20 protein-coding genes are annotated in these 18,642 nt (G+C 64.0%); 8 read left to right on the forward strand and 12 right to left on the reverse strand.

The window, feature by feature from the left end:
• Positions 1-16 precede the first annotated feature (16 nt).
• From GGD67_RS03840 to GGD67_RS03850, 3 genes are read right to left on the reverse strand one after another with little or no spacing between them, the layout of a single operon-like run.
• Positions 17-1,774: an NAD+ synthase gene (locus GGD67_RS03840; protein ID WP_179730977.1), complete on the reverse strand. Its 1,758-nt coding sequence runs from the start codon at positions 1,772-1,774 to the stop codon at positions 17-19.
• Between the two features lie 16 nt (positions 1,775-1,790).
• Complete coding sequence (locus GGD67_RS03845; protein WP_018320918.1) at positions 1,791-2,144, reverse strand: diacylglycerol kinase; 354 nt, start codon at positions 2,142-2,144, stop codon at positions 1,791-1,793.
• 4 nt (positions 2,145-2,148) lie between these two features.
• Positions 2,149-3,537 (reverse strand): class II 3-deoxy-7-phosphoheptulonate synthase, encoded by a 1,389-nt coding sequence (locus GGD67_RS03850; RefSeq protein ID WP_018320917.1) that lies wholly within the window; start codon positions 3,535-3,537, stop codon positions 2,149-2,151.
• A gap of 180 nt (positions 3,538-3,717) precedes the next feature.
• Here GGD67_RS03850 and GGD67_RS03855 point away from each other — a divergent pair, with 180 nt between their 5' ends.
• Together GGD67_RS03855 and GGD67_RS03860 are read left to right on the forward strand one after the other, a co-directional pair.
• Complete coding sequence (locus GGD67_RS03855) at positions 3,718-4,614, forward strand: alpha/beta fold hydrolase (protein ID WP_179730979.1); 897 nt, start codon at positions 3,718-3,720, stop codon at positions 4,612-4,614.
• Between the two features lie 1,442 nt (positions 4,615-6,056).
• The gene (locus GGD67_RS03860) at positions 6,057-6,224 is read left to right on the forward strand and encodes a hypothetical protein (RefSeq protein WP_018319998.1); all 168 of its coding nucleotides are present in this window, start codon (positions 6,057-6,059) and stop codon (positions 6,222-6,224) included.
• 164 nt (positions 6,225-6,388) lie between these two features.
• Here GGD67_RS03860 and GGD67_RS03865 read toward each other — a convergent pair whose 3' ends face one another.
• From GGD67_RS03865 to GGD67_RS03885, 5 genes are all read right to left on the reverse strand, one after another.
• The gene (locus GGD67_RS03865) at positions 6,389-6,652 is read right to left on the reverse strand and encodes a hypothetical protein (RefSeq protein ID WP_179730981.1); all 264 of its coding nucleotides are present in this window, start codon (positions 6,650-6,652) and stop codon (positions 6,389-6,391) included.
• A gap of 203 nt (positions 6,653-6,855) precedes the next feature.
• Positions 6,856-7,437 (reverse strand): TIGR00645 family protein, encoded by a 582-nt coding sequence (locus GGD67_RS03870; protein ID WP_092252397.1) that lies wholly within the window; start codon positions 7,435-7,437, stop codon positions 6,856-6,858.
• A gap of 33 nt (positions 7,438-7,470) precedes the next feature.
• Positions 7,471-8,106, reverse strand: a complete 636-nt coding sequence (locus tag GGD67_RS03875; protein WP_018319996.1) for a TerC family protein — start codon at positions 8,104-8,106, stop codon at positions 7,471-7,473.
• Entirely contained in the window at positions 8,103-8,465 is a 363-nt protein-coding gene (locus GGD67_RS03880; protein WP_018319995.1) for a hypothetical protein, read from the reverse strand. The genes GGD67_RS03875 and GGD67_RS03880 overlap by 4 nt, the downstream gene beginning before the upstream one ends.
• Before the next feature lie 2 nt (positions 8,466-8,467).
• Positions 8,468-8,941 carry a tellurite resistance TerB family protein gene (locus GGD67_RS03885; RefSeq protein ID WP_179730982.1) on the reverse strand — a complete coding sequence of 158 codons (474 nt, stop codon included), beginning with the start codon at positions 8,939-8,941 and terminating at the stop codon, positions 8,468-8,470.
• Positions 8,942-9,440: 499 nt separating this feature from the next.
• Between GGD67_RS03885 and GGD67_RS03890 the strand changes: the two genes are divergently transcribed.
• The 3 genes from GGD67_RS03890 to GGD67_RS03900 all read left to right on the forward strand — a co-directional run bounded on the left by GGD67_RS03890 (position 9,441) and on the right by GGD67_RS03900 (position 11,766).
• On the forward strand, positions 9,441-10,268 hold the full coding sequence (locus tag GGD67_RS03890; protein WP_179731433.1) for a class II glutamine amidotransferase: 828 nt from the start codon (positions 9,441-9,443) through the stop codon (positions 10,266-10,268).
• Between the two features lie 19 nt (positions 10,269-10,287).
• On the forward strand, positions 10,288-11,517 hold the full coding sequence (locus GGD67_RS03895) for a carboxylate-amine ligase (protein ID WP_179730984.1): 1,230 nt from the start codon (positions 10,288-10,290) through the stop codon (positions 11,515-11,517).
• 63 nt (positions 11,518-11,580) lie between these two features.
• The gene (locus GGD67_RS03900; RefSeq protein ID WP_018319991.1) at positions 11,581-11,766 is read left to right on the forward strand and encodes a hypothetical protein; all 186 of its coding nucleotides are present in this window, start codon (positions 11,581-11,583) and stop codon (positions 11,764-11,766) included.
• A 13-nt stretch (positions 11,767-11,779) separates the two neighbouring features.
• Here GGD67_RS03900 and GGD67_RS03905 read toward each other — a convergent pair whose 3' ends face one another.
• Entirely contained in the window at positions 11,780-12,088 is a 309-nt protein-coding gene (locus GGD67_RS03905) for a hypothetical protein (protein ID WP_246784224.1), read from the reverse strand.
• Between the two features lie 378 nt (positions 12,089-12,466).
• Between GGD67_RS03905 and GGD67_RS03910 the strand changes: the two genes are divergently transcribed.
• Complete coding sequence (locus tag GGD67_RS03910) at positions 12,467-13,606, forward strand: hypothetical protein (protein ID WP_179730986.1); 1,140 nt, start codon at positions 12,467-12,469, stop codon at positions 13,604-13,606.
• An 8-nt stretch (positions 13,607-13,614) separates the two neighbouring features.
• Here GGD67_RS03910 and gor read toward each other — a convergent pair whose 3' ends face one another.
• From gor to rpiA, 3 genes are read right to left on the reverse strand one after another with little or no spacing between them, the layout of a single operon-like run.
• Positions 13,615-15,003 (reverse strand): glutathione-disulfide reductase, encoded by a 1,389-nt coding sequence (gor, locus tag GGD67_RS03915; RefSeq protein ID WP_179730988.1) that lies wholly within the window; start codon positions 15,001-15,003, stop codon positions 13,615-13,617.
• Positions 15,004-15,049: 46 nt separating this feature from the next.
• Positions 15,050-15,592 carry a DUF2059 domain-containing protein gene (locus GGD67_RS03920; protein WP_018319988.1) on the reverse strand — a complete coding sequence of 181 codons (543 nt, stop codon included), beginning with the start codon at positions 15,590-15,592 and terminating at the stop codon, positions 15,050-15,052.
• Between the two features lie 2 nt (positions 15,593-15,594).
• On the reverse strand, positions 15,595-16,308 hold the full coding sequence (gene rpiA, locus GGD67_RS03925) for a ribose-5-phosphate isomerase RpiA (protein ID WP_092253038.1): 714 nt from the start codon (positions 16,306-16,308) through the stop codon (positions 15,595-15,597).
• A gap of 168 nt (positions 16,309-16,476) precedes the next feature.
• Here rpiA and GGD67_RS03930 point away from each other — a divergent pair, with 168 nt between their 5' ends.
• On the forward strand, positions 16,477-17,151 hold the full coding sequence (locus GGD67_RS03930) for an HAD family hydrolase (RefSeq protein WP_179730990.1): 675 nt from the start codon (positions 16,477-16,479) through the stop codon (positions 17,149-17,151).
• A 349-nt stretch (positions 17,152-17,500) separates the two neighbouring features.
• Positions 17,501-18,520, forward strand: a complete 1,020-nt coding sequence (gene moaA / locus GGD67_RS03935) for a GTP 3',8-cyclase MoaA (protein WP_179730991.1) — start codon at positions 17,501-17,503, stop codon at positions 18,518-18,520.
• Positions 18,521-18,642 lie beyond the last annotated feature (122 nt).

Consider the following 18,642-nt stretch of genomic DNA (forward strand, 5'->3'; position numbering starts at 1 on the left):
AGGCCAGTCTCTACCCTCACCCCTCGAACGCGTCGATCGACGCCTTGCTGCCGCGCGAGACCAACGTTTCGTCGACGGCGGGCAGCCCCTCCCCCTTGTCGCGAAAGCGGTTGGTGATGGGATAGCGGCGATCGCGGCCGAAATTCCTGGGCGTCACCTTCACGCCGGGCGCGGCCTGGCGGCGCTTATATTCGGCGACGTTGAGCAGATGATCGATCCGGGTGACCGTTTCGCGATCGAAACCGGCGGCGATGATCTGATCCAGCGGCTGCTCGCGCTCGACAAGACGCTCCAGGATGGCATCGAGCACCTCATAGGGCGGCAGCGAATCCTGGTCGGTCTGGTTCTCGCGCAGCTCCGCGCTCGGCGGCCGCGTGATGATGTCGGGCGGGATCACCTCGCCCGCCGGCCCGAGCGCGCCATCGGGCTTCCAGCCGTTGCGCAGGCTTGCCAGCCGAAACACCTGGGTCTTGTAGATATCCTTGATCGGGTTGAAGCCGCCGTTCATGTCGCCATAGAGCGTGGCGTAGCCGACCGACATTTCCGACTTGTTGCCTGTCGTCACCACCATCAACCCGGTCTTGTTGGAGATCGCCATCAGAAGCGTACCGCGGCTGCGGGCCTGGAGGTTTTCCTCGGTGATATCGGGCGGCAGATTCTTGAAGAGGCCCGAGAGGATGGTCTCGAAGCCGGTCACGGCCTCCGCGATCGGCAGCACCTCATAGCGGATGCCGAGATGGCCGGCGAGCTCGCCCGCATCGGCGATCGAGTGTGCTGCAGTGTAGCGGTACGGCAGCATCACGCCATGCACCTGATCGGCGCCGAGCGCATCGACCGCGATCGCCGCGCAGAGGGCCGAATCGATACCGCCGGAAATGCCGAGCAGCACGCCGGGAAAGCCGTTCTTGGTGACGTAGTCGCGCAGGCCCAGCACGCAGGCGGCGTAATCGGCCTTGTCGCCCTCGGGTTGCTCGGCGACCGGGCCCGTGCAGCGCCAGTCGTCGCCATTTCTCACAAAGCGCAGCGTGACGATGCTCTCCTCGAACGCCGGCAATTGCGCCGCAAGCGAAAGATCGCCGTTGAGCGCGAAGGAGGCGCCGTCGAACACCAGCTCATCCTGGCCGCCGATCTGGTTGAGATAGACCAGCGGCAGGCCGCTCTCGGTGACGCGGGCGACCGCGACCGACAGGCGCACGTCGTTCTTGTCGCGGGCGTAAGGCGAGCCGTTCGGCACCAGGATGATCTCGGCGCCGGTCTCGGCCAGCGTCTCGACCACGTTCTCGTAATCCTGGGACTCTTCCAGCCAGATGTCCTCGCAGATGGGAACGCCGATGCGCACGCCGCGCACGGTCACAGGGCCCGCCGCAGGGCCGCGCGAAAACAGCCGCTTCTCGTCGAACACGCCGTAATTCGGCAGATTGCATTTGAAACGCAAGCCAGCGATGCGGCCGCCGTCGAGCAGCGCGCACGCATTGTAGAGCTTGCCGTCCTCGACCCAGGGCGTGCCGACCAGCATGGCCGGCCCGCCGTCGGCGGTCTCGCGGGCCAGTGCCTCGATCGCAGCGCGGCAGGCCGCCTGGAAGGCCGGCTTCTGCACGAGGTCTTCCGGCGGATAGCCGGCGATGAACAATTCCGGAAACAGCACGAGATCGGCGCCGTCGGCGATGGCTCTCGCGCGCGCACTGCGCGCCTTGACGGCGTTGCCCTCGATGTCGCCCAGGGTCGGATTGAGCTGGGCGAGCGTGACCGCGAATGCTTTGAGACGTTCGGTCATGGCCGCCGCGCTCCGATCAGATAAATCCCAGTCGCTCGATGATGGCGATGATCCAGAACGCGCCTGCCATCAGCAGCGCGACGCCGACGGCCGCCGAGCCCATGTCCTTGACCCGCCCGATCTGCTTGTCGTGATCCATCGTCAGCCGGTCGGCCAGCTTTTCGATCGCGGTGTTGAGCAGCTCGACTGTCAGCACGAACGCAACCGAACAGACCAGCTCGACCGCGCGCATCGCGGTCGCGCCGACCAACCAGGCCAGCGGCAGCGACACCAGGAGCGCAAATATCTCCTCGCGGACGGCCTGCTCCGATCGGAACGCAAAGGCCAGACCGTTACGGGAATTGATCGTGGCCTTCCAGATCCGCAGCAAGATCCTAGAGCCCCGCTGCGGCCGGCATCGGCGTGGCCTTGCCCGCGCGTTCCTGCTTGAGGAGCTCGGCGATCAGGAAAGCCATGTCGATGGATTGCTCGGCATTGAGGCGGGGATCGCAGACCGTGTGATAGCGGTCGTTGAGGTCCTCGTCCGTGATGGCGCGGGCGCCGCCGATACACTCCGTGACGTCCTGCCCGGTCATCTCCAGATGCACGCCGCCGGCATGGGTGCCTTCGGCGGCATGGATCGTGAAGAAAGACTTCACCTCCGACAGGACGCGGTCGAACGGGCGCGTCTTGTAGCCCGAGGTCGAGGTGATGGTGTTGCCGTGCATGGGATCGCACGACCAGACCACCACTTTGCCCTCGCGCTTCACGGCGCGGATCATGTTCGGCAGATGCTCGCCGACCTTGTCGGAGCCGAAGCGGCCGATCAGCGTCAGCCGTCCCGGCTCGTTGTCGGGATTGAGCACGTCGATCAGCTTCAAAAGCTCGTCGGACTTGAGCGACGGGCCGCATTTCAGCCCGATCGGATTCTTGATGCCCCGGAAATATTCGATATGGCCGTGATCGAGCTGGCGGGTGCGGTCGCCGATCCAGATCATGTGGCCCGAGGTCGCGTACCAGTCGCCGGTGGTGGAATCGACGCGGGTCATGGCCTGCTCGTAGCCGAGCAGCAGCGCCTCGTGGCTGGTGTAGAAATCGGTGGCGCGCAGCTCGGGATGGCTCTCGAGATCGAGGCCGCAGGCGCGCATGAAGTTGAGCGCGTCCGAGATGCGGTCGGCCAATTCCTTGTAGCGGCGGGACTGCGGCGAATCCTTGAGGAAGCCGAGCATCCACTCATGCACGCTGCCGAGATTGGCGTAGCCGCCGGTCGCAAACGCGCGCAGCAGGTTCAGCGTCGCGGCCGACTGGCGATAGGCCATCAGCTGGCGCTGCGGATCCGGCACGCGCGCTTCCCTGGTGAAGGCGATGTCGTTGACGATGTCGCCGCGATAGCTCGGCAGCTCGACGCCATTGAGCTTCTCGGTCGGCGACGAGCGCGGCTTTGCAAACTGGCCGGCGATGCGGCCGACCTTCACCACCGGCACCGCGCCGGCGTAGGTCAGCACCACCGCCATCTGCAGCAGCACGCGGAAAAAATCGCGGATGTTGTTGGCGCCGTGCTCGGCAAAGCTCTCGGCGCAGTCGCCGCCCTGGAGCAGGAAGGCCTCGCCGGCCGCAACGCGGGCCAGCGCCTTCTTCAGGTTGCGCGCCTCGCCCGCGAACACCAGCGGCGGAAAGGTCGCAAGCTGCGCCTCCACGTCGGCCAGGGCCTTGGCGTCGGGATAGTCGGGCACCTGTAGCACCGGCTTGCTGCGCCAGGACTCGGGCGTCCACCGCTCGGACATCGCAATCTCTCCGTGAAGCAAAAAGCACAACCTGATCTAGGGGTTGCGAGGGCCGCCTTATACACAGGCTGGCCCCGCCCCGCCAGTTGTAAATCCATCCGGCACTGCAAACCCTTGCGGGGAAAGCCAAATTCGCATTTGCTGGGAGGGCGAGGCAAACTGGTAGGATACCTTGCGCCCATGGACGCGGCACTGGACGACGTTTTCATCGACGAGATCAACTTCCCGGCGACCGACGGGTATGCCCTGGCCGGCACCCTGTTCTTGCCGCGCGGCACCAAACGCCATGCCGTCCTGATCAATTCGGCGACCGCCGTGCCGCGCAAGATTTATCGGGGCTTTGCCTCCTATCTCGCCCATCGCGGCTGCGCGGTGCTCACTTACGATTATCGCGGCATCGGCGATTCCCGGCAGCCGGCGATGGTCGGCTACAACCAGCCGAAATCGCTGGTCGGCTTCAAGGCCTCGATGTCGGATTGGGCCGCGCTCGACGTCACCGCCGCGGTCAGCTGGATGCGGGAGCGCTACAACACCCTGCCGCTGGCCTATGTCGGCCATTCCTTCGGCGGTCAGGCGCTGGGGCTGATCGCCAACAACAGCGAAATCTCGCGCGCCGCGTTCGTGGCCTCGCAGGCCGCGACGTGGCGGCTGATGACATCGCCGGAGAAATACCGCGTATTCGCCTTCATGAACCTCATCGGCGTACCGCTCACCCACACGCTCGGCTACGCCCCGGGCTGGGCCGGCGTCGGCGAGGATTTGCCCAAGGGCGTCTTCCTGCAATGGGCCGAATGGGTCTCGAGCCCCCGCTATCTCTTCGATTCCAAGCTGCCGGCGCTGGAGAATTTTGCGAAGTTCGAGGGCGAGCTGCGGGCGCTGTGCTTCTCCGACGATCCCTGGGCGACGCGGCCGGCGGTCGAACTGCTCGCGAGCGGGTTCACCGCGATCAAGCCGGAGGTGCTCAACGTCAAGCCGTCCGACGTCGGCGCCAAGACGATCGGCCATTTCGGCTTTTTCCGGCCCGAGCATCGCGACACGCTGTGGCGCGGCGTCGCCGAATGGATCCAGGGGGACTGAGACACAGCTTCGCGTTCTCGCGGCTTTTCTCGCCCGAGCTTTGACCAGTACCTCACCCTCTCATGAAAGAGGGCGCAGGGAAGGCCGGGAGCCGGTTGGCTCCCATCGACCGCCATGCGAAGAGCAGATTGCGTGTGCTTCATGCATAGCGGGTAACAGGGCAACCGGAGCATCCCGGCCTTCCCTGCGCAGTGGCTTTACGGCTTATGTCGTACTCTCCCCGGGGAGCGTTGCACTATTGCCCCCGTCGCCTTGTGGATGACTGATGCGCGTGCCCGGTTGGACCGCCACATCACCGCAAGACTTGGCGCACAGACCCCGGGCGCCAGGACCACACGATTTTGCCGTACGCGGATCCCACCGGTCGTGTGCGCCAGGTGTTTCGCTCACGGTTGCCCGCCCTGCAAAACCCTCAGCGCCGATGTGACCCACGTCCACCGCCACCCCGCCCGCGTTCGTGACGATCGCGATACGCCCCTATTCGTTGGGCCGGGATGCCGCGACACATACGCGATTTCCGAATTTCGGTAAAGTGGAATATTTTTGGCAGCGCGCGTTGACCCAGGGCTCGCGTGTTTTGCCTGTCGGGCAACACAAGGCCTTGTGGATATCGTGCGGCCGCGGCTGGAGCGTTTCCGTGGAAACGCTGAAAGGCGTGCGATTCCCGGCGCGCAGCCGCATCTTCACCGACGAGGAAGCCTCTGAGCTGAAGGCCGTGGGACCGCCGGCGTCCGCCTTGAATTAGGGCGTGAACCCATAAATGTCGGCTCACCACCGTAAAGCGGAAGTCGCCACCTTGATCTACTGTTCGTAACCCAGAGCGGACACTACAACTACAAATTTACCGCCGCTTGGCCCAGATAACTCGGACTTTCGATCGTTTGCGGCTGCTTCTCTCGCAGGTCTTCAATACCCGAGCGCGGAGGTTCCGAAGTTCTGCAAGTTGAGAGTTGAGCAACCAGACCCGTTGATTCAAAATGATCATACGGTCGCAAATCCGACCACGACTATTCATTACGAGCTCCAAGAGCTGCAACTGCTGAAAATTACCGACATTTGTAAAAGGCGTTCACCGGAGATCTTAGCGTTGCTTCACGTAAAAGATGTGAAACGGCACATGCGCGGCAGGAAAGGTATTTCACCTATCGAGTTTCTGAAGGCGTGCCTTAGGCACTAGTTGGCACAGAAAGGGCCACGACCGTGATGCAGGAGCAAGGTGATGTCACGAGCCTGTGGCATGTTCGTTGCACATTGGCGTCAACTGAGATTTCAGTGCTCAGTTAGAGAATAGGGCGCCGCCGGGACGCATATTTCAAGCCCGGCCGCGCCTCTTTTAACTGCTGCCCTGCTCTCGCGCCGTCATAAATCCGTAATTTTCAGGCATCGAACCTTGGCGCTGTCGCCCGATTTGCTTAGGAGTAAGGCCGCGAGAGGACCTGATCATGACCGACAATACGCAATACGACGACGCTAAGCGAAATCGCCTGCTCGAAGCAGCTCAGCAGGAGATGATCAAGTTCGAACGCAAAGAGAACGAGTTCCGCAAGAGGGATCGTGCCGAGAGAGCGGCGGAACTGCAATTGCCTCTGGAAAAGCTCAATATTCATTGATCACGTTGCCGGCAGTTTCCAGCCATGGTCCATCTAGCTCGGGTCGCGCCGTCGGATTCTGGCTACTGGTCGGATTCGACAAGCTCATTAGCGGTTGAACTGCCAGCGCCCTGGCTGGCGGTAAACCGGACGTCAGGCGGACAGCCGATTAATGAGTACAGGCCCTAACGGATAATCGTCGTCAGGGACGAGTAGCGCCTGTTGGGCTTGGCCTCGCCCGGCGCGAACTGCGAGAACGCGTCGCTGACGCGGACCGCCGGCGGCGTGTCGGTCGCAAACCGAAACTCCTTCGGCCGCGGTGCGTAGAAGCTGGCGTGATAATAGGCGTCGTCGAAGCGCGCCTCGCCGACCCCGAACAATGCGTCACAGACGAGCAGGAGCGCGTAGACTCCCGCGACCGATGCGACGATCTCCCTTAGAATTGACATGCCGATAGCCCTGCCCTTTTGCGAGCAGGATGCAGATCGGTTCCAAAGGCCTGGTTTAAGGCACCAGGCTTCTTGTCCGCAGGGTTTGCTGCTGCTGAGCGGTTTGCAGACAATTTTATCGATTGAAAAAGGAGCCCGCCGGATCGGACGATCAGGCGGGCTCAGGATTGGCCGCTCGGGAGGTTGTCAGGCGGCCAGGTTCGTCAGCCGTGGGCGGCCTCCTTGCGATGGCCGTTGTCGCTGAGGCGGTCGACCCAGGCGATTCCGATCGCCGAGACGATGAAGGTCATGTGGATCAGCACCTGCCACATCACGCCGGTCTCGGTGAAATTGCTGCGCGTGGTGCCGAGATTGCCGGCCTCGATGAAGGTCCTGAGCAACGAGATCGAGGAGATGCCGATGATCGCCATAGCGAGCTTGATCTTGAGCACGCTGGCATTGACATGGCTCAGCCATTCCGGCTCGTCGGGATGACCGGTCAGGTTCAGGCGGGACACGAAGGTCTCGTAGCCGCCGACGATCACCATGATCAGAAGGTTCGAGATCATGACGACGTCGATCAGCCCGAGCACGACCAGCATGATCTGCTGCTCGCTGGCGTCGAACGAGTGGGCGACCAGATGCCAGAGCTCTTTCAGGAACAGCAGCACATAGACGGCCTGCGCGACGATCAGGCCGACATAGAGCGGCACTTGCAGCCAACGCGAGCCAAAGATGAGCTGCGCAAACAGGCCTAGGCGCGGCGGCTCGCCTTGCGCCGAAGGTGCTTTGGGTTCGGACGTCATGAATTACTCCGGATTGCGGAAAGAGTTGTCGCCTCAGAGACTCGCGATGACAGGCGCGAGCTCGAGCGAGCCCCGATAGATCATCTCGAAGGCGACGTAAATGATGATGGCAAGGCCGACATAGGCGACCCAGCGATGCTTCTGGAGCACGCGGCCAAGCAGATCGGCGGCAACGCCCATCATAGCGACCGACAGCAACAGCCCGAAGACGAGAATGTAGGGATGCTCGCGCGCGGCGCCCGCGACCGCGAGCACGTTGTCCAGCGACATCGAGACGTCGGCGGCGACGATCTGCACCGCAGCCTGACCGAAGGTCTTTCGCTGCACGGTCGCACCATCCGCGCCGCCGCCGTGGCTGAACGCCAGCTGCCCCCCATGCGACTGCTCGCGCAGCTCGCGCCACATCTTCCAGCACACCCAGAGCAGCAGCACGCCGCCGGCAAGCAACAGGCCAATGACCTGCAGCAACTGGGTCGCGACGCCGGCGAAGACGATGCGCAGTACCGTGGCGGCGGCGATACCGACGATGATGGCGCGGCGGCGCTGTTTGGCCGGAAGTCCCGCTGCGGCGAGGCCGATGACGACGGCATTGTCGCCGGCGAGAACGAGGTCGATCAGGACGACTTGAAGCAGCGCAGTGAGCGCTTCGGGCGTGATGAATTCAGTCATGATTGATCATTTTTCGATGCGGATGGATCGAGCCAATGCGGCTTCTTCCGCTCGACCCAATCCAGGACCTTCGAACGTGAGGAGCGCAACGCAGGCACGTCCTCGGCAAGCAGCGCGAGACCGAGCGGCAGCATCCAGACGCCGAGGATCGGAAGGAAGGAAAGCACGCCCCCCACAATGAGGAGCGCGCCCGATGGAATTCTGACCCAGCGGTTCGACGGCTTGAGCAGATAGGTGACCGTGTCACCCATACGGGGCGGCAGCCGATCGACGAGCTTTTCGAGGCGCGGGTCGCCGCCGGCCATTTCGCTGGCGGGACTTGCGGCTTCACTCGTACGCTCGTGCGATGCTGCGCTCATGCCTACTCCTCTGTGGCCATCTGCCGTTCGGTGCGCCCTTGACCCGACGTGACCGGCTTCGCGCGCGGCAGCACCAGCGTCAGCAAGCGCAACAATTTGATCGCCTGCACTTCGTGGGGATGGACGTCCTCATCCGCCGCAGCCACCCGCTCCGACAGCTCAATCAAATGGGACGACAGCGGCAGGTTCGAAACCGGCCGCAGCGTGTCGATCACGACATTGGCAAAATCCGGTTCCTCGAGCCGTTCGGCGAGCTCATCGAACATCGCATAGAGCCGTTCGTCCGAGATGTGCGGCGCCAGCTTGCGATCCTTGATGAAACGGATCACCTCGTCGCGCTCGACCGGCGAAACCCGCCGGTCGGCAACCGCAACCAGCGCGCCCACGATCACCAGCGCGACCGCGGCCTGCTCGTTCAGGCTGGACGGTTCCGTGATTTCGATTTCGATCGGATTTGAATGCTTGGCGTCAGTCATCGTTGCTCCTCAATGTTGCGAAATGGCCGCACGGAGCTGCGATGGGGACGAATGGTCGGAGAGAACGTACAGAGGCCCGACGATCGGCCGATCCATCGCATTCGCGCGGGACAGGTCATCCGACATCACGAGGTTTGCCGACGAACGTCGGCGTCCTCGCCAGAGGGGCCCGGATTCTTGTTCGTGTCAGAGATAAAGGTGGGTCCGTCGGAATCAAGGCGAGATGACTGCGACCAGCGGCCGCATCGGTTCCGCGGTCGTGCATTTCGTTAAGCACGTCGCGCTCCGTGTCCCGGACGCGATGCAACGCGTAGCGCTGCTGCGCAGAGCCGGGACCCAGATGGCGCACCCAATCTTGTGGGCCCCGGCTCAGCAGTGCGCCGCCAAGAGGCGCTGCACTGCGTCCGGGGCAAGCCCTCGGCGCCGGGAACATCGCCTCGGCGGGTGTGTCGGTGCAACTCAGCACGCATTGTCTGACAGGAAGCCGCAAGGAACTCCCATGTGCCGCTGGATCGCATACCGGGGCGAGACCACCTCGTTTGAGCCTTACGTCACCGAGCCCGAACATTCGCTGGTCGCGCAGAGCATCCGCTCGCTGCAATCCACGGCGGGCTCGAATGGCGACGGCTTTGGTCTCGGCTGGTACGGCGAGCATCCGGAGCCCGGCCTTTATCGCGAGACCCGCCCAGCCTGGTCGGACGAAAACCTGCGCTATCTCTGCCGACATCTGCGCTCGCATTTGTTCTTTGCCCATGTGCGCGCCGCCACCGGCACGGCGGTGACGCGGCAGAATTGCCATCCCTTTGCCTGCGGCCACTGGATGTTCATGCACAACGGATTCGTCGGGAGCTGGAATCGGCTGCGGCGCAAGGTCGAGGCGCTGATCCCCGATGCCTATTATCCATCGCGGCTGGGCACGACCGATTCGGAGGCTGTGTTCCTGGCGATGATGGGTGCCGGGCTCGACAGCGATCCGCTTCAAGCGACGCGGCGCGTGCTGCACGCCCTCGTCGGCCTCGTCAACGAGGGGCAGCTGCGCGAACGGCTGCGCTTCACCAGTGCGATCGCGAACGGCCGGGATCTCTATGCGTTTCGCGTTGCGGTCAACGACGCCGCAAACACGCTGTATTACCGGGAGGACGGCGGCCAGGTCATCGTCGTGTCCGAACCCTTCGACAAGGAATCGGATTGGTCCGAAGTGCCGCCAAATCACGCGCTGATCGCGCGCGCGTCCGAAAACGTGAAGATTGTTCCGTTCGACGTTGCAATTTCCGGTAAGTGCGACGCGGAACCCGCCCCCGTCAGACGGATTATCGCCCGCAGGTAATGCCTTTGCCGGGTGGCCAATGACATCTACTTCAGACGTTTTGAAACTGCTGCGCCTCGATTCCTCGGGTGATAGGCAGCACCTGGTCATTCGCTCTGCCGGCGGCGGGGCCAAGGCGGCTGAATATTCCTTCGGCATCGAGGAGGAGTACTTCCTGGCGGACCGCCGCAGCTTCGAGGTCGCCATTCAAACTCCGAACGAGCTGTTCGAATCGGCGAATTGGTCGACCGGCGGCCAGGCCATGCGGGAGATGCTGCAATCGCAGCTCGAGGTCGCCACCAACGTTCACGTCGACGTCAACGACGCCCGCGAAGAGCTTCGCTTCCTGCGGCGCGAAGTCGCGAACGTCGCCGCGCAATATGGTTTCGTGATCATGGCCTGCGGCACGCACCCGACCGCGGTCTGGCGCATGTCGCAGCCAAGCCCGAAACCGCGCTATGAGGAGATGATCGAGGATCTGCGCAGCATCGGCCATCGCAACATGATGTGCGGCATGCATGTGCACGTCCAGCTGCCTGATCCCGAGAAGCGCATGGCGGTGATGCGGGCGATGCTGCCGCATCTGCCGCTGTTCATCGCGCTGTCCGCGTCCTCCCCGTTCTGGAATTCGCACAAGACCGGGCTGAAGGGCTACCGTCTCGCCGCCTATTCCGAGCTGCCGCGCACCGGCCTGCCCGAACTGTTCGAGAGCCGGCAGGACTACGACGACTATGTCGGCGCGTTGCAGCGCTCCGGCGTGATTCCCGACGAGAGCCACATCTGGTGGGCGATGCGCCCGTCGATGCGGCATCCGACCCTCGAGCTTCGGGCGCCCGATACCTGCACCTTCGTCGACGATGCCGTCGCCATCGCCTCGCTCTATCGCTGCCTGACGCGCCGCCTCTATCTGCGACCGGATCTGTCCAAAGGGGTCACCGCGGTCGAACGCGCAATTGCGGTTGAGAATAAATGGCGCGCCCAGCGCTACGGCACCGATTGCATCTTCGCCTCCAGAGACGGACCGGTCACGATCTCGGAGATGCTCTCCCGAATCATCGACGACACCACCGAGGACGCCGACGCACTGGGCTGCGCCGCCGAGATCGAGCATTCCCGGGTCATTGTAGACCGCGGCAGCTCGGCCGAATTCCAGCTTCGCGCCTATCGCGAAAACGGCGACGACATCGCAGCCGTGTCACGATGGATCGCTACATCGACGATCTCAGGAACCAGCGCGCCGATCGGGCGCAGCGCTCCAGCGCCGTCATAGCGCCCGCGCAAGCTTCCCGGACGAGAACGTCATTTCTGAATTTGCTACGCCGTGGGGGAATGCATGACTGACATCGCCTGGTGCGCCGGTTGCGGCCACAGCCTGGTCCCGATCCTGTCCGAGAACGGCCGCGCGCGGCCAAGCTGCTTCTGGTGCGAGGGCGTCGACGCCCGGACCATGGAGATGGCAAAGTGGGCTGACAGCCCGGCCGGCAAGCCGGATCGGGCCGCGCCTCACGCCTTTGATTGAGCCGCCCTCTGCGTCAAACCCGCGCCACCACGCGCGGACGGAACACGGAATCCGCGGTCGGCGAAAGAGCCGTGACCGGCTCTCGCGTCGGCCGGCGCCGCGGGATGAAGAAATTGTTCACGACGATCGGCTCGTGATCGCCGAGCGCGATCCGCTCCTTCGCGAGCAGGCTCATGACCGAGCGCATCTTGATGACTTCCTGCGCCACGAAGCTGCAATCCTCGTCGCGGTTGATCTGCTCATGCATGATCGCTTCGGCTTCGCGCATGCTGACGCGGAGCGCTCTGATGGTTCTGCGAATTTCGTTGATACGGTTGTCCATGGCTGCCTCCATCTCGGTCGCAGCATAAGAACAAAACGTGAACAATCTGTCAATCGCCGCCCTGCCCGGTCGCGACGTTTTCGCTAAATCCCGAAGGCGCCATCGGACCGATCCGGCACCGCCACCGCTGCACGCGCACTCGCGGGGCTTGCCGACAAATTAGACAGGTCCCCTCACTGCGCCGGACGCGCGCATCCCCAGCACGCGTCCGACCAGCAGAACGAGCCGTCGATCTAACCTCCCGTGCCGCCACCGGATTTTTCCTGAACGGGCACGCCGGCATCGCGGCGCCAGGCCCGCTTGCTGCTTCGCAAACCAACTGGCCCAAAATTCGCAGTGACGGTGCAAGCGAAGCAACGGCGCAGAGCGGAGAACGTCATGAACGTGCATGCTGCGGGCGATCTCAAGACGACCGGCCTCACCCATCCGAATGGCGCGCCGCTCCGCCTCAACACGCAGGACTTCATCGCGATCGATCGCGATCGGAATGCGAAGTTCGAGGCGACGTATCGCCCGCAAGCGCTCTACAATCGCGCCAATGAAGGCTTTCACGCCAACAACGAAACCTTCCTGCTCCACGAAGTCGCGACCAATCTGCCGATCTACCGTCCCGACACCGGTCCCACCGACTTCCATCTGCATCTGCCGCCCGGCGGCTTTCAGCTCGTGCTGGTCACCTCGGGCGCTTTCACCTTCGACTATGACGGGCGCTTCTACAATGTCGGACCCGGCGCGGTGATGCTGCAAAGCGCGATCGTGCATCGCCAGCTGTTCTACACCTGGTCGGGTTTGCCAACCGAAGAGAATTTGAAGACGCCGCAGACGGTGGTGCCGGATCCGGTCTCGATGGGCTATTCGGGCAAATTCCTCGAAGCCTTCATCACCGATCCCACCACCTTTCCGAATCCCACCATCGTCGGCCCCGATCAGATCAACGAAGCCGAAACGCCGCGCGTGGCCTGGAGCCATCCGTTGCACGATCGCCCGGCCAATGCCGGCTTCTGGCTTCAGGATCCGCTGGCGCTGGATGCACTGTTCAAGCCGCTTGGCGACGGCTCGATCAAATCGGCGCTGCCGGTTTACGTGCGCGATATCGGCATCGAGGCGCCGAGCGGCCAGCTCGTCACCGGCCACATCATCGCAACAGATCCGCGCGGCCGGTCGCTCCTGCCGAAGAGCACATCGGCATCCGCGGACGCCGCCTCGTTCGCCAAGGGCGAGGTCGTGATCTATCGCGTCATTCGCGGCACGGCCGAATTCAGGAACAAGGCCGGCGAGACCTTCGAGCTCGCGGCCGGCGACGTCGTGACCGCAGGCAAGAGCTCGATCAGCCTCATTGCGGTCGGCGAGAACACGCAGGTGCTGCGGCTCGGCCTTCTCAAGGGTATCGACGACCTTCGCGGCTGGACGCCGACGCAGCGCGACGAGATCGACGGTCTCGCCGGCCAGATCATCACGCAGAAAGACATTCGTCCGCTGCGCACCGAAGGCAAGCCTGTCGGATATCTCTACGCTTAGGAGACGCCCTACTCCGCGGCCTGGCGCACGTGGCGCGCGGTCGGGGTGCGCATGGTGACGAGCTCTTCGGCCGCGGTCGGATGCAGCGCGATGGTCGCGTCGAAATCAGCCTTGGTCGCCTTCATCTTCACCGCGATCGCGACGGCTTGCGTGATCTCGGCCGCGGCATCGCCGACGATGTGGCAGCCGAGCACGCGATCGGTCGAGCCGTCGACCACGAGCTTCATCAGCACGCGGGTGTCGCGGCCGGACATCGTCGCCTTGATCGGGCGGAACGAGGTCTTGTAGATGTCGACGTGACTGAACTGCGCCCGCGCTTCAGTCTCGGTGAGACCAACGGTGCCGACCTCTGGCTGCGAGAACACCGCGGTCGGGATATTGGCGTGGTCGACCTTCACCTCGCGCTTGCCGAACACGGTGTCGGCGAAGGCGTGGCCTTCGCGGATCGCGACCGGCGTCAGGTTGAAGCGATGGGTGACGTCGCCGATCGCATAGATGCTGTCGACCGAGCTCCTGGAGAAATGGTCGACCGCGATGCCGCCATTCGCTGGGTTGATGGCGACGCCCGCGTTCTCCAGCCCGAGATTGGCCACCGCCGGATGGCGGCCGATGGCGAACATCACCTGCTCCGAGGCGATGCTCGATCCGTTCGACAGATGCGTGGTGAATTCATCGCCGTGGCGGTCGACCTTGCTCACCGTGCAGCCGGTGAGAATGGTGATGCCCTGCTTCTCCATCTCGGCACGAACGTGGGTCCGGACATCCTCGTCAAAACCGCGGAGGATGTTGTCGCCGCGATAGATCACGGTGACGTCGGAGCCGAAGCCGGCGAAGATGCCGGCGAATTCCAGCGCGATGTAGCCGCCGCCCTGGATCACGATCCGCTTCGGCAGCCTCGCAAGGTGGAACGCCTCGTTGGAGGAGATCACGTGCTCGATGCCGGGAATCGATGCGCCGTGGTTGGGCGCGCCGCCGGTGGCGATCAGGATGTATCTTGCGGTGATCTTGCGGTCGTTTTCGAGCAGACGCACGGTGTGCTTGTCCTCGATCACCGCGCGGCTCTTGACGATCTGCGCGCCTGACTTCTCGACATTGGCGGTGTAGGCCGCCTCCAGCCGCGCGATCTCCTTGTCCTTGTTGGCGATCAGCGTCGGCCAGTCGAAGCTGGCAGGCGGAACGGTCCAGCCGAAACCTGCGGCGTCCTCGAGCTCGTGGCGAAAATGCGAGCCGATCACGAACAGCTTCTTCGGCACGCAGCCGCGGATCACGCAGGTCCCGCCCATGCGGTACTCTTCCGCGATCGTCACGCGGGCGCCGTAGCCCGCCGCGATGCGGGCGGCACGCACGCCGCCCGAACCGCCACCGATGACGAAGAGGTCGACGTCGAATTCAGCCATTGTCCACTCCGACCCCGGTCAGGAATTTCTGATCAGATAGTGTCTGTCAGATCTCCTTGCCACGCTTGCGCATCTCGGCGCGGAAGGCTCCCATCACGGTCTCGGCGAAGTTCTGGGCCCAGGAGTTCATGAAGGCCATGGACAGGCCGATGGCGCGCGGCTCGGCGTCGATCAGCTTCTTGCCCAGCGGCGACTTGTAGAAGGTGACGAGATCCTTCAGCTCCTGCTCGGTGAACTCGCTGGCGTAGATCTGCGCCATGCCTTCGCCAATCTCGTTCTGGCGGCCTTGCAGCTGCTGGGCGACGATCGGGGCGACCTCGTTGAGGTCCTTCTGGTAGTTGAGGTTCTGCTGGGTCAGCGCAATCTTGGTCTTCTCGACCAGACCAGGCACCGCGCCCGCGTACATCGCGGTGGCGTTCTTGATCTGCAGGATCTCCCTCGCCGCCGCGATCGCCGCAGGCGAGGCCTTGGGCTGGGCGGGTGCGGCGCCAGCCTTCGGCGCCGGCTGCTGCGCGGCGGCCGGGACGACCGCGAGGGCCAGTCCCACAGCGAGGGTCGCAGCCGGCAAAAATCTCAAAACGCTCTTCATTCCTAGTCTCCTTTCGGCTTACGCCGTTCAATCACGCGAATTCCCTCGCCGCCCGCCAGAACAGCCGAGCTGGCCAAGCCGATGAACAACCCATGCTCGACCACGCCGGGAATCGCGCTCAACGCGCTGGCGAGGCCGGCAGGATCCCCGATCTGTCCGAGCTGGGCATCGACGATCCAGTGGCCGCCGTCGGTGACGAAAACGTGGCCTTCCTTGGCCTTGCGGACCGCCATTTGCCCGGAAACGCCGCATTCGGCAAATGCCTTCTCGATCGCCCGGCGCGTCGCGCCGAGCCCGAACGGGATGACCTCGACCGGCAGCGGAAAGCGGCCGAGCGTCGGCACCCATTTGGTGTCATCTGCAATCACGATCATGCGATCCGAGGCCGCGGCCACGATCTTCTCGCGCAACAGCGCACCGCCGCCGCCCTTGATCAGGTTGAGCGCCGGATCGATTTCGTCGGCGCCGTCGATGGTGATGTCGAGATGGTCGATCTCGTCGAGCGTGGTCAGCGGCACGCCGCACCGCACAGCATCGAGGCGAGTCGCCTCGGAGGTCGGCACGCCGATCACCTTGAGCCCGGCGGCGACGCGCTCGCCGAGCAGCTCGACGAAATGCTTGGCGGTCGAGCCGGTGCCGAGCCCGAGCTGCATGCCGTCCCGCACCTCCTCGAGCGCGCGCGCCGCGGCCTGTCGCTTCAACTGGTCCATATTCACGTTTGCGCCCGCCTCTGAAGTCTCGAACATGCCGCCGATCGTGGCCGCTTTCGGCGGCCTATGTAGCCTCGTTTTCCGCCGGAGAACAGGGTCTGGGAACCAGGCTATAAGCTGAACTTATGGCGCCGCCCCTTGCACTGACCTGACCGGGCCGGTAGCGCTTGGACCATGACCTCCCCTCACACCATCGTCTTCGATCTCGACGGCACGCTTGTGGATACGGCGCCCGACCTGATCACCGCGCTGAACCACGTGCTCGACCGCGAAGGGCTGCCGCCCGTGCCGATGGCCACGGCCCGCAACATGATCGGCGCCGGCGCCCGCAAGCTGATCGAGCGGGGGCTGGAGGCCGAGGGCCGCACCGTCACCCCCGCCGACATGGACCGGATGACCGCGGATTTCATCGCCTATTACGCCGATCACATCGCCGTCGAATCCCGCCCCTTCGAGGGGCTCGAGGCCGCGCTGGACCATTTTTCCGCGCAAGGCCATCGCCTCGCCGTCTGCACCAACAAGCTGGAATGGCTGTCGAAGCGGCTGCTGGACGAGCTCGACCTCAGTCGCCGCTTCGCGGCGATCTGCGGCGCGGACACCTTTGGCGTCCAGAAGCCCGACCCGACCATCTTTCGTGAAACGGTGGCGCGCGCCGGCGGAGCGGTCAAAGCCAGCATCATGGTCGGCGATGCCGGAACCGATGTCGGGGTGGCCCGCCGGGCCGGGGTGCCGGTGATCGGAGTCAGTTTTGGCTATACCGACGTGCCGATCGCCGAGCTGAAGCCGGACCGGCTGATCCATCACATGCGCGACCTGCCAGCCGCCGCCAGCAGCCTGATGACGGCATGACGCAACCAAGATACTGATATCGCTACGGTATTTCGCGAGACCCCGCACCTAACCATCCATTATCTATGCGCAGCCGGCCGGTTGCCTTCCCCAGACGACGCCTCCTAAGGTCCGCCCGGGGTTATGTGGCGGTTTGTCGCAGACGAAGTGGATGGCTCATGCGTCGTGTCATCGCGGTTGCGCTAGCCGGAGCCAGCCTATTGGGAGCGGCAAGTCTTGGTGGCTGCTCCGGCAGGCGTTGATCTACGTATACCACCCGATTGTCCTCGTCGCGTCCGATGCTTAGATTGGGTGCCGAGCACCGCTGAAGCCAGGTGCACCCGTCGCCGTTAGTGACAAGGCCTCTCGCATGAACGGATCCGCCGCGCTGTCCACCCCGATGACCGATCCGTTCGGGCGGACCATCAGCTATTTGCGCGTTTCCGTCACCGATCGCTGCGACCTGCGCTGCTTCTACTGCATGTCGGAAGACATGACGTTCCTGCCCAAGGCGAACCTGTTGACGCTGGAGGAACTCGACCGGCTCTGCTCGGCCTTCATCGCCAAGGGCGTCAAGAAGCTGCGGCTCACCGGTGGCGAGCCGCTGGTCCGGCGCAACGTGATGACGCTGGTCCGCTCGCTCTCGCGGCATCTGTCGAGCGGCGCCCTGAACGAGCTGACGCTGACCACCAACGGCACCCAGCTTGCGAAACACGCAAGCGAGCTCGCCGATTGTGGCGTGCGCCGCATCAACGTCTCGCTCGATACGCTCGATTCCAAGAAGTTTCGCGAGATCACCCGCTGGGGCGAGATCGACAAGGTGCTGGAAGGCATCGAGGCCGCGCGCGCCGCAGGACTCGCCGTGAAGATCAACGCGGTGGCGCTGAAGAACCTCAACGAGGACGAGCTTCCCGACCTGATGCGCTGGGCCCACGGCAAGGGCATGGGCCTGACGCTGATCGAGGTCATGCCGATGGGCGAGATCGGCTCGGGCCGCATCGACCAGTATCTGCCGCTCTCGCTGGTGCGCGCGCGCCTCGCCCAGCAATTCACGCTGACGGATTTAGCGGAGAGCACCGGAGGTCCGGCCCGCTATGTCAGCGTCACCGAGACCGGCGGCAAGCTCGGCTTCATCACGCCGATGACGCATAATTTCTGCGAATCCTGCAACCGGGTTCGTATTACCTGCACGGGAACGCTGCACACCTGTCTCGGCCACGAGGATGCCTCCGATCTGCGTAAACCTCTGCGTGCATCCGATGACGACATGCTGCTTGCGGATGCGATCGACCGCGCCATCGGCCTGAAACCCAAGGGCCACGATTTCATCATCGACCGCCGCCACGACCGTCCCAGCGTCTCCAGGCACATGAGCGTCACCGGCGGCTGACACCACCCGGCTGCGGCCTTATTTCCCTGAACTATCAACCAAGTTCCAATTGACGGCCTGCGCGCCCGCTGTTTTGGTGCGGCAGCCTCATGCCTGCGCGGCCAGACAAGCCGACGCGCCCC

The sequence above is a fragment of the Bradyrhizobium sp. IAR9 genome, from assembly GCF_013408065.1.
In the GTDB taxonomy this organism is placed as follows: Bacteria; Pseudomonadota; Alphaproteobacteria; order Rhizobiales; family Xanthobacteraceae; genus Bradyrhizobium.